Source organism: Ruminiclostridium papyrosolvens C7 (assembly GCF_000421965.1).
Lineage (GTDB): Bacteria > Bacillota > Clostridia > Acetivibrionales > DSM-1351 > Ruminiclostridium > Ruminiclostridium papyrosolvens_A.
Genome location: NZ_ATAY01000022.1, coordinates 136,104 through 147,681, shown reverse-complemented (window position 1 = coordinate 147,681; position 11,578 = coordinate 136,104). Strand labels below are relative to the sequence as shown.

Sequence of the window (11,578 nt, the reverse complement as noted above, 5' to 3'; positions counted from 1 at the left end):
TAATATTTTGAGTTGGTTTGGACGATGGAGGCAGGAGCGATGGAAGTTAAAAAGCATGACATAAAAAACATCTGCATCTTTATATTGCCGGGACTAGCACTATTTACCCTATTCTTTATTATACCCGTAGGTTATGTATCGATAACCAGTTTTTTTGAATGGAATGGGATTACATCTCCTATATTTAAAGGTTTATATAATTATAAGGATATTTTTAGTGATAAAGTGTTTTGGCGCAGTGTAAAAAACAATGTTCTGTGGGCCGTGGTTGCCGGAGGTGTGCAGGTTCCTCTTGCAATGCTTATGGCATTAATATTATCAAAGAAACCAAGAGGTTGGCAATTTTTCAGAACAGTATACTTTTTGCCACAGGTTATTTCAGGAATTGCTCTCGCCATGTTATGGGCAGCAATGTACAACAGCGAATTCGGTTTGATTAACGGTTTGCTAAGAGCTGTTGGTCTTGGTGAATATGCAACAAATTGGCTTGGTACTGTAAAAACAGCTTTCCCTTGTATGCTGATTTATTGGGTATTTTATATCGGCTATTATATGGTTATAATGCTGGCGGATATAACCAATATTGATGAAAGCTATTATGAAGCAGCTCAGATTGATGGTGCTGACGGAATAAGACAACATATTCATATTACAATACCTTTAATCAAAGGTTCATTTCAGACTTGTGTTACATTGGCTATGATTTTCGGATTAAGAACGTTTGAACAGGTGTATCTGTTAACAAATGGAGGACCTGCAAACAGAACTTCCGTGCTTGTACTTTATCTGTACAATCAGATGAAAACAAATAACTATGGTGGAGCAAATGCTTCCAGTGTTATGCTCATATTAACAGGAGCCTGTGTTATTTTAATGATTCGAGGTATATTTGCTAAATTAAATAAGGAGTAAAGGAGGAGAAATATGTCGGCAAAAACTGCTCAGTCAATTGTAAGGGAAAAAAAGAACATTAGAGATTATTTAGCATCGTTTTTTAAATGGGTTTTAATCATATTTTTTGCAGTATATACATTGTTTCCACTATTATGGCTGTTTCTTACATCACTAAAAACAAATGCGGAATATTTCGATAATCCATTTTCCTTGCCTGCCGTACCACAATGGCAGAACTATGTAAATGCATTTCAACAAGCAAATTTAGGCAGAATGATTTCAAACTCTGTTATTGTTGCTGTTACAGCAACAGTGATAAACGTTATGATTGCCTCTATGCTTTCATATTGTTTATCCCGTTTTAAATTTAAAGGAAGAGAAATCATATTTACATTTTTTTCAGTAGGTGTACTTGTTCCTCTTAATGCACTTATGGTTCCTTATTTTTCTATATTCAGTAAAATGGGTCTTGTAGATTCTTTAGGTGCATTAATTATACTTTACGCTGCAATCGGGTTACCTATTTCAACATTTATTATTCGTGGTTTTATGTCTAGCTTCCCTGCAGAAATAGAAGAAGCAGCTTATATTGATGGAAGCGGATTTTACGGAAGATTCTTTAAAATGATTTTACCATTAACAAAAACAGGTCTGGTAACAGCGGCAACCTTTGAATTTATAACCTGCTGGAACGAATTTGTTTATGCGAATCTTCTGACTTCATCACCGGTAACAAAAACTATACAGATAGGTATCAGATATTTTACGAACCAGTTTACTACAGATTATGTTTCTATGTACGCTGCAATTATTATCAGTATAGCTCCTAGTATTATTGGATACATGTTATTCCAGAAACAGGTTATATCGGGCTTGACAAGTGGTGCTGTAAAGGGTTAATACTTTGATTTTCACTGTAATATACCGGGAGGGGAAATATGGAACTAGTTATACTAAATGATGGGTTTAAGTTATTATATCAGAATAAATGTATTATTCATCATACGACAGAAAATCCTTCTATTTATATAGGGTATGGTAATGAAACCGTCGAGATGTATAGAGGAAACTTTGATATCAGGGATTATGTAATTGAAAGGTATCCCTTAAGAAGTGTTTCTATACAAAAAAATAACAATGAATATTCATTAAATTTTGATAATAAATTAACAGCTTATATTAAAATTCAAGACAATAGGTTCTTGATGGACTTTGAAAAAAAAGATGATAAAATCAACAGGTTTTGGATTAGAATAGATGCCGATGAAAATGAGAAGTGTTACGGCTGTGGAGAGCAGATGTCCTATTTTAATCTGAGAGGAAGAAATTTTCCACTCTGGACATCTGAGCCGGGTGTGGGCAGAGATAAAACTACCTATGTAACCTGGAGGTCTGATGTGGAAAATAAAGCTGGAGGAGACTATTACAATACTAATTTTCCACAGCCTACTTTCGTATCAACTAAACACTATTACCTCCATGTTGATTCAACTGCCTATGCTGATTTTAACTTTAAAAATAAAGCTTTTCATGAATTGCAGATATGGGAAGTACCAAAGCAGATTAGGATTGAAGCCGCGCCTACCTATATTCAGTTACTCGAAAAGCTCACCGGCTTTCTTGGTAGACAGGTAGAATTGCCTGACTGGATATATAATGGAGCAATCCTGGGACTTCAAGGAGGAACAGAACGCTCTTTCGGACTTGTTGACCGTTCGCTGAGAAATGGAATCAAAGTCTCAGGGGTTTGGTGTCAGGATTGGGCAGGCAAGCGTATCACTTCGTTCGGTAAGCGTCTTAACTGGAACTGGAAGTGGAATCAGGAAATGTATCCGGGTTTGCCTGAAAAAATTAAAGAATATAAAGAAAAAAACATCAGATTCCTTGCTTACAACAACCCGTACCTTGTAAAAGAAGGGGATTTGTATAAGGAAGGCAAAGAGAAGGGGTACTTTGCCAAGTCCCTTGATGGTAATGATTATTTAGTGGATTTTGGAGAGTTTGACTGTGGCGTTGTAGATTTTACAAATCCAGATGCCTATGAATGGTTTAAAGAGTTAATCAAAAGGCATCTCATTGAATTTGGAATAGATGGCTGGATGGCTGATTTCGGAGAATATCTCCCTACGGATTTACAGTTATACAGTGGAGCTTCGGCGATGATAGAACACAACCACTGGCCGGTTCTTTGGGCGAAATGCAATTATGAAGCTCTTGTAGAAACAGGAAAGCTGGGCGAAATTGTATACTTTATGAGAGCAGGCGGGGCTGGTACCCAAAAATACTGTACTTTGCTGTGGGCAGGTGATCAAAGTGTGGATTTCTCAATGCACGATGGTCTGGTTACTGTAATTTGTGGGGCACTCAGTGCTGCAATGAGCGGATGTGGTCTGCATCATAGTGATATCGGTGGATATACCTCCTTGTTTAACAACTGCAGGACAAAGGAAGTATTCCTGAGATGGGCTGAAATGGCTGCATTTACTCCTGTAATGAGAACTCATGAAGGAAACAGACCAGAGGAAAACTTCCAGTATTATGACGATGCAGATACTTTGGAACAGTTTGCAAGACTGACGGAAATCTATACAATGCTTGCACCGTATACAAAGAGCCTTGTAAGTATTAATGCAGCTTCAGGACTCCCGGTACAAAGACCGTTGTTTTTACACTATGAAAATGATGAAAAGACCTATGATATTCAAACTGAATACTTATTTGGTGAAGATATCTTGGTTGCACCTGTATATTTGCCTGATGTAAAGGAGTGGGAGGTTTATCTTCCAAACGACCAGTGGGTTCACCTTTGGACGGGTAAGGAGTATCAGGGTGGAACAGTAACTGTAGAGGCAGGAATAGGCTTTATACCGGCATTTTATAAAAAGAATTCCAAGTATGCAAATTTGTTTGAATCAATTCAAAAACAGTATGGAATAAAATAGATTAGCTTTAAATTAGTCCTCCCTTTTAGCTGGAAATACATATTTTCAGTTAAAAGGGGTTTTTTTATTTGTTGGAATAACTGAGTGAAATACAAAAACTATTCAAAATCACTTCTCCAACCCGATTGCTGCTTATTTTGCTATAATTAAAAAGCCCGACATCTTCGTACAAGAAATGTCGGACAGGTCTTTTTCATCCCATATAAAATTGATAATGAAAGGAGCAAGTAGATGGACTGGCTACAATAACTTTATTTTTAAATACAGTATAAGAATGTTGGTAAATACCGTAGATACTAAAAATGTGCATTACTATAAATCTTTATCATCAATTCTTCGATACGTTTATAATCAGGCTTATCCGGCAGACAAGTACTTGCAGCAGCCATTTTAAATTCATGCTCATAATCATCAACCATTTCAAAAATCTCATTATAACTATATTTTCCGCTGCGAATATCAAGAAAAAACGATCTTTCTTTTTCTCTATAGGTATTAACTCCTTTTCCTTGGAGGATTTCTGTACCTGTTACAAGAAGACGTATCAAGTGCATAGCATGTTTGTTAAGATGAAGCTCATCCTTTTTGCTGTTTCTGTGATTCAACTTCGAATAATCCTTAACTATATTGTTCATATCGGAATAAATATTTTTAAAGTCCCGGAGGGGATAATGTTTTAAATTTACATCTATAAATATCTCCGTATCCATATCTTCTCTGTCAGATTTATCAATATATAAACTTATGTCACTGTCAGTAAAACTTTTATAGACTCTTTGCATATGCTCCATTTGACCCCAAATGCTATTTAATATATGTTGTTCCTTTTCAGCGTGAGGATAATTATCCCTTGCTAAAGCATTTTGCAGCCTTCTTAACTGGGCTGTGGCATAGCTGCCAAAACTCTGAATAGCTCTTTTGGATAAAAATAGGTCTACGTTGTTTCTAAGTAACTCACCTCCTTTTGATATAACAAGTAAATGTTCCTGCTTTGTTCCGAGAATCTCAAGAACATTCGGATTACAATTTAAACAAAGAGAGATGAATTTTTTGAGACCGTATATAACCGTATCTGTTGGTTTGTCCTCAAATTGTTCAAAACTTGATAAGCCCAAAATATCCTGCTTGTTTTCCAGAGTAACGCCCCTGATGTCAATATCGCTGGTAGCTACATTAGTTCCATAGGCAATAGACCCTCCGGTTGTGAGAATTAATATATTATCTCCCAGATGAGAGTCTTTCTTTAAAAAATCATATTCTTTTGAGTTAAGCTTATCTTTTAAGATTTGAATATTCATACAGCCCTCCTCTTGTATGTTTCCATTTTTATTGGAAATCATGGGTCGTGTTGTGCAAGATTACTTTTTATATTATCATAGAATAATATTATTATCTCTCATAATTTAAATGGGCAAGATTTGTTAAGAAAGGGGATAATTCTAATGCAGGAAGAAAAGAAATACGGGCCGAGCCCGGATACTGTTTATCCTAAGGAGGGATTCACCAGAATTGCTTTTTTGAAGAATATTATAAAAAATCCGAATATAATTGTAGGTGAATACACCTACTACGATGATAACGACAATAATCCGGAGAAGTTTGAAAAAAATATTCTGTACCACTATGACTTTCTTGGGGATAAACTGATTATTGGGAAATTCTGTGCCATTGCATCCGACGTGAAGTTCATAATGAATGGTGCAAATCATAAAATGCAGGCCTTTACAACCTATCCCTTTGGTATCTTCCAAAATGGTTGGGAAGCAGGGATTCCTGAATTAAAGGATTTGCCCTATAAGGGTGATACGGTAATTGGAAATGATGTGTGGATTGGGTACGAGGCTATTATTATGCCCGGTATAAAAATCGGAGATGGCGCGATAATAGCGGCAAAATCAGTAGTTACAAAGGATGTACCGCCTTATAGTATAGTGGGAGGGAATCCGGCTAAGATTATAAAAATGAGATTTAACGATGAAGTCATAGAGTATTTGCAACAAATAAAGTGGTGGGATTGGAGTATCCAGAAGATAACAGAAAATATTCCAAACCTTTGCAATGATGATATTAATAAGCTTAAATCGATTGTTATGGGGGAGCCAAATGAAACAAAATAAATATGATGATAACACTTTTTTTGAAAAATACAGTAATATGGATCGTTCAAAAAAAGGACTAGCAGGTGCGGGAGAGTGGCACCAACTAAAAAAGCTGTTGCCTGATTTTCAGGGTAAGAGAGTTTTAGATTTGGGCTGTGGCTTTGGGTGGCATTGTCGATATACCGTAGAGAATGGTGCAGAGTCAGTTGTGGGAATTGATATATCACAAAAGATGTTAAATGAAGCAAGGGAAAAAACAAAGTATGAAAATATTGAATATATCTGCATGCCAATTGAGGGTTTTAATTTTCCGGCTGATTCTTTTGATATAGTAATCAGTTCTTTGACTTTTCATTATATTCAGTCATTTGAGAGCATTTTATGTAAAGTAAGTAAATGCCTTGTTAATGGCGGAGACTTTGTATTCTCAGTGGAACATCCGATTTTTACTGCACAAGGACCACAGGATTGGTATTGTGATAACCGTGGAAACCGCCTACACTGGCCGGTTGACCAATATTTTAACGAAGGTGTTCGTAAGGCAATATTTCTGGGTGAGGAAGTTGTAAAGTACCATAAAACATTGACGACATACTTAAACAATCTCATAAAAGCAGGATTTGAAATAACAGGACTTGTGGAACCACAACCTGCAGAAGATTTACTCAATGCTATCCCTGAAATGTCGGATGAACTCCGCAGACCAATGATGTTGCTTGTATCATCAAGAAAACACTAGCTTCAGATACCATGGAACTTGTAAGTGCCTCTTGCGTCAAATAGAGTATAACAAAGGAGGTGCCCTCAATATGAAGAAAATACTAATCATTGTGCTTACAACCGTGTTGATGCTCAATATGGTGGGTTGCAGTAAAACATCCAATAATAAAAATGAAGAAAAGATAGGTATTCGGGGACTAATTACCAAGGTCTTGACGAATGATAACAAAATAGTAACTGGTGTTTTGGTGGAGGGGAAGGTTGAAATCGACACCATACATGATAAAGCAACAGTTAGCATAGATAAAAGTACAAAAGTATCTACAAGCGAATTGAAGGAAGGCATGAAGGTTGAAGTAGTTTTTGAAGGCCCTGTAATGGAATCATATCCTGTTCAGGGGAAGGCTAAAACTATAAAGGTCATTGAGTGATTCCTGATAAACTATCTTCATATTAGCATGCCATTTACTTTTTATTTTAAGTAGTAACCATCTTCCCGCCATTCACATGAATCGTTTGTCCTGTTACGTAGGCAGAGTCATCAGAAGCAAGGAAAACATAGGCCGGAGCAAGCTCAAAAGGCTGTGCGGCACGCTTCATCGGATTGTCGGCCCCAAAAGTTTTAACCCTTTCTGCGGAAAAACTTGAGGGAATAAGTGGTGTCCACACAGGCCCGGGGGCTACGGCATTAACTCTGATACCTTTATCCACAAGAGATTTCGACAAGGAACGTGTAAATGAAACTATGGCTCCTTTAGTAGAAGAATAGTCGATTAATGTCTTTTCCCCCTCATAAGCAGTAATAGATGAGGTGTTAATGATACAGCTCCCGCATTTCATATGAGGGAGTGCTGCTTTCGTCATGTAAAAGAAGGAGAAAATATTTGTTCTGAAAGTATCTTCCAATTGCTCTTTTGATATATTTAATATGCTGTCCTGAGGAAATTGAACACCTGCATTATTAACAAGTATGTCCAGTCGATTAAAATAACGGACTGTTTTTTCTATAGCTTCTTTACAAAATTCCTCTCTTCGTATATCTCCTTCAATATTTAGGCAACGTCGGCCTAGTGATTCAACGGCTGCTTTAGTCTCTAAAGCATCAGTACGCTCATATAAATATATTATAGCCACATCAGCTCCTTCTTTTGCAAAGGCAACGGCTGCAGCTCGTCCGATACCGCTATCCCCGCCGGTAATTACAGCTACTTTGTTTATGAGCTTTTCTGAACCACGGTAACCGGGATTGTTATATATTGGCCTAGGGTCCATTATATATTCAATTCCTGGCTGACGATTTTGATGTTGGGGAGGGAAGGTTAAGGGAACTTTTTCACATTTTGTTTCAAATCCTATGTAAGGATATACCGGGTACATAAAATACACATCCTTTTTGTAAACTCTCTTTTATATACTATTCTGTTAGGGAAGATGGTGTTCAATAATTAAGATTTTTTGTTAACCTAATAATCAAATTTCAGCAATATATTTAGTATTACGAAAGATAAATTATATAGCAATTGTTGCAGAATAGAAAACCTCCGTACTTTTTATCACGCTAGAATAATTAATAGCAAAATGGTATAATTATAAAAAAATGTAATATTTAACATTAAAGGGGGATTTCGTGAAAAAGAAATTGCTTATCCTAATTTCAATAAAGTCTTAGCACTTATCGGAACTGGTTTGTTTGGTCATAGCTTCTTTAATATTAGATTTAATTTCTACAACTCATCCCATGCTTTTTACACAAAAACAGATGCACTCTCTGTAGAGTCAAAGATTAAAGGCACAACACTAAGTAAATCAGAAAATGGTATCTGGATAAGCGAACCGGTTTATTTTGAAAATACACATCAGCTTCATTTTGCAATGATAAAAAAGGAAGCTGATGATATGTTCGGAGTAAAAGCTGTGTTAACTTCAGAGTCCGAAAAAACAATGCAAAAGGACTTCAATATATTTGCAGGACCCGGCTTTTTTATGTTTAAATCTTATCGGGTGTACTTTGATTTCCCGGAGCTGGTACACGGGGAGAAATATACACTTGAAATAAGGAAAGATGAACAAATACTAGGTAAAGTTCAATTTTCATTCAAATAAAATTAGTAAATCTCATCACCAAATAATTTCAATATTATGCATAAATCTTTACAATATACAAAAAGTGCTTGTATAATTAAATATTAGTAAATATTGCATAATAATTCTAATTTTAAGTCTATGGACCTTCTCTAATAACAAACTTCATAAGACCGTGGACTGGACAGAGGTAGTGTTAGCTAATGTAGAAAGTAATCACAGTAAATAATATGGTAGAGAACAACGGTTCCATTGAAGCTGTAAAGAATATATGAAGTTGAAAAAGGAAGTTACTGGTTCCATTAGTTCTGTTTTTCATAAATTTCAGACGGAAAAAACAAGAAATATGAGATTTTTACTATATTTTGACTGGATACAAATAAATAATTATACAATATATGGTTTTTTATTAAAGGTTAATGTATAATTTTATGTTATAGATAAATTCAGTATACTCTATTCAAAAATCTGTTTGCTGAAGATAGTAGAGAGGGGCGAAAGATTATCATGTCATACGATAACAATATAAAAATATTGGATTGTACCATAAGGGATGGCGGACTGGTTAACAATTTTAATTTTGAGGATGGCTTTGTCAGAGCCGTATATGACACGTGTGTTGATTCACATATAGATTATATGGAAGTAGGCTACAAGGCAGATAAAAAGATATTTACCGGTAATCAGTTTGGACCCTGGAAGTTTTCAGATGAAAACGATATACGCCGAATCGTAGGAGATAACAATACCGGATTGAAAATTTCTGTGATGGCTGATGCGGAACGAACAGATTATCACAAGGATATATTAAGGAAAACAGATAGTGTAATTGACATGATACGTGTAGCAACTTATGCTCATCAAATACCCACAGCTATTGATATGATAAAGGATGCTCATGATAAAGGGTATGAAACTACTGTCAATATTATGGCAGTATCACTGCTATCCGAAAGTATATTGAATAATGCTCTGGAACAGTTATCCAAATCAGAAGTAGAAGTCATCTACATAGTTGACAGCTTTGGTTCGCTTTACTCAAATGACATACATAAACTGGTAAAAAAATATATGCAGTATGAGAAATCAGAGGGGAAAAAAGTAGGTATACATTGTCATAACAATCAACAGCTAGCCTATTCCAATACTATTGAAGCTATTAACGATGGAGCTGAATTTATAGATGCGACGATAGCGGGGTTGGGCAGGGGAGCCGGAAACTGTCCTATAGAATTGATTTTGGGCTTTTTAAAGAACCCCAAATATAATTTAAGGCCGATTATAGAATGTATTGAAAAGCATATACCTGCAATAAAAAAGGAAAACAATTGGGGATTTGATGTAGCATATATGCTCACAGGATTACTAAATAAGCATCCCCGTGAAGCAATCGCTTTTTTAGACAATAAAAGAGAAGATTATACTAACTTCTATGACACCATCATAAGATGTGATTAAAAACGGAAAAAAATGATGAAAATAGGTATAATTTATTAAGAACAATAGCAGAATTATGATATAATTGTAATAAAATGAAGATTGGGAGGTAATATATCCCAGTAAAATTGCAGTACAAAAAATTTTTGGAGGTTTAAACCTATGTACCAATTGAAAAGAAACAGAATTGCAAGGATTTTTATTTGCATGGTGTTGGTTATGACCATGATTCTGCCGGCAGGATTAGCAACAAATGTAGCAAATGCCGCTGCTGCCAAACCGTCAATTCAAGCAAAAGTGACTATTGGAGCAGGAAGTATTGTTAGTAGTATTGATTACTATTCAAAGGATGACAAGTATACTTTGAAGGTATCAAATTCAGTAAAAAACGCAACTTATAGCTTTACATCAAGTAATAATAATATAGTAAAAGTAAAGGCTAGTGGAACTGCTGCATATTTGACAGGAGTAAAAGCAGGAAGTGCTACTATTACCTGTAATCAGAAATTAAGCGGCAAAACAACAAAAGTTGGCACTTGCACCGTTACAGTAAAAAATTCTACCGTATCTCAGGATTTCGTACCGGTATTACCTATGGGAACCAGTACTTCAAAGGAACCTATAGAATTCTCTTACCGAAATAACGAAGCAACATATACATACGTTTCCAATAACAAGAATTTCTCTATGAAAGAAAGTTTCAGTCAATTTGATGGTATGTATTTCATTTCACACAGTTTTACAGCAAAAGCGCCTGGAACATATTCTGTAACAGTTAAAGAAACCTATAATAAGATTACCAGAACAGTTGGTACAATTAAGTATACTGTAAAAAAAGCAACAATGTCGGGAGATACCTCAGTTGATTTAGGCTCCCCAATGTGGGCTTTTGAGCTTATGAGTAATTATAGGTCAGATGTTAATTACTTGTTTATTTCGGAAGACGAAGAAATTGTTGACCTGTATAGTGAGGATAAAACCGTTTATTTAAAAGGATTAAAAGTTGGAACTACAACCGTAACAATATATGAAAATACAGCTACTCCAGATAAAAACAAGCTGGTTGGAACTTGTAAGGTTACTGTAAAAGAAGTTGTATTGGAAGACCTTGAATGTGACTTTGATGAAACTGAATTGTATGTAGGTGATGGTCCGGTTGAATTATATATTTCAAAAGATCCTTATAATGCACCGGGAACCATTACTGTTACTTCATCAGATACTAAGGTTGTTACCGTTGGTGAACCTGATGAGGACGGCATTTGTCTTATTAGTCCGGTAGGCGCCGGAACAGCCACAATCACGATAACTTGTGGAGATATAAAAAAGACTGAAGAAATCACTGTATACGATGAAGATACAGAAGATGATGAATATTAATATTTGAAATACATGAAAAGTGGC

The 11,578-nt window shown here is 35.6% G+C and carries 11 protein-coding genes; 9 read left to right on the top strand and 2 right to left on the bottom strand.

From position 1 onward, the window contains the following. Positions 1–39: 39 nt before the first annotated feature. The 3 genes from L323_RS27800 to L323_RS27790 are packed head-to-tail and all read left to right on the top strand — an operon-like array spanning position 40 to position 3,836. Positions 40–912, top strand: coding sequence for a carbohydrate ABC transporter permease (locus L323_RS27800; protein WP_020814915.1), 873 nt, complete (start codon positions 40–42; stop codon positions 910–912). A 12-nt stretch (positions 913–924) separates the two neighbouring features. Beyond that, the gene (locus L323_RS27795; RefSeq protein ID WP_020814914.1) at positions 925–1,794 is read left to right on the top strand and encodes a carbohydrate ABC transporter permease; all 870 of its coding nucleotides are present in this window, start codon (positions 925–927) and stop codon (positions 1,792–1,794) included. A gap of 38 nt (positions 1,795–1,832) precedes the next feature. Then, positions 1,833–3,836, top strand: a complete 2,004-nt coding sequence (locus L323_RS27790) for an alpha-glucosidase (protein WP_020814913.1) — start codon at positions 1,833–1,835, stop codon at positions 3,834–3,836. A 296-nt stretch (positions 3,837–4,132) separates the two neighbouring features. On the opposite strand, the gene L323_RS27785 is transcribed toward L323_RS27790, so the two are convergent. Then, on the bottom strand, positions 4,133–5,134 hold the full coding sequence (locus L323_RS27785; protein WP_020814912.1) for a nucleotidyltransferase domain-containing protein: 1,002 nt from the start codon (positions 5,132–5,134) through the stop codon (positions 4,133–4,135). Between the two features lie 144 nt (positions 5,135–5,278). On the opposite strand from L323_RS27785, the gene L323_RS27780 reads away from it, so the two are divergent. The 3 genes from L323_RS27780 to L323_RS27770 all read left to right on the top strand — a co-directional run bounded on the left by L323_RS27780 (position 5,279) and on the right by L323_RS27770 (position 7,086). Further along, complete coding sequence (locus L323_RS27780; RefSeq protein ID WP_020814911.1) at positions 5,279–5,953, top strand: Vat family streptogramin A O-acetyltransferase; 675 nt, start codon at positions 5,279–5,281, stop codon at positions 5,951–5,953. Continuing rightward, positions 5,940–6,674 carry a class I SAM-dependent methyltransferase gene (locus tag L323_RS27775; protein WP_020814910.1) on the top strand — a complete coding sequence of 245 codons (735 nt, stop codon included), beginning with the start codon at positions 5,940–5,942 and terminating at the stop codon, positions 6,672–6,674. Before L323_RS27780 ends, L323_RS27775 begins: the two co-directional genes overlap by 14 nt. Before the next feature lie 70 nt (positions 6,675–6,744). After that, complete coding sequence (locus L323_RS27770; protein WP_020814909.1) at positions 6,745–7,086, top strand: DUF3221 domain-containing protein; 342 nt, start codon at positions 6,745–6,747, stop codon at positions 7,084–7,086. Positions 7,087–7,132: 46 nt separating this feature from the next. Here L323_RS27770 and L323_RS27765 read toward each other — a convergent pair whose 3' ends face one another. Then, the gene (locus L323_RS27765) at positions 7,133–8,032 is read right to left on the bottom strand and encodes an SDR family oxidoreductase (RefSeq protein WP_020814908.1); all 900 of its coding nucleotides are present in this window, start codon (positions 8,030–8,032) and stop codon (positions 7,133–7,135) included. Positions 8,033–8,341: 309 nt separating this feature from the next. Between L323_RS27765 and L323_RS27760 the strand changes: the two genes are divergently transcribed. From L323_RS27760 to L323_RS27750, 3 genes are all read left to right on the top strand, one after another. Next, positions 8,342–8,758, top strand: coding sequence for a hypothetical protein (locus L323_RS27760; protein ID WP_020814907.1), 417 nt, complete (start codon positions 8,342–8,344; stop codon positions 8,756–8,758). Positions 8,759–9,244: 486 nt separating this feature from the next. Then, a complete protein-coding gene (locus L323_RS27755) occupies positions 9,245–10,195 on the top strand; it encodes an aldolase catalytic domain-containing protein (protein ID WP_020814906.1) in 951 nt (316 codons plus the stop codon). Between the two features lie 141 nt (positions 10,196–10,336). Next, positions 10,337–11,554, top strand: a complete 1,218-nt coding sequence (locus L323_RS27750) for a hypothetical protein (RefSeq protein ID WP_020814905.1) — start codon at positions 10,337–10,339, stop codon at positions 11,552–11,554. Positions 11,555–11,578: the final 24 nt, after the last annotated feature.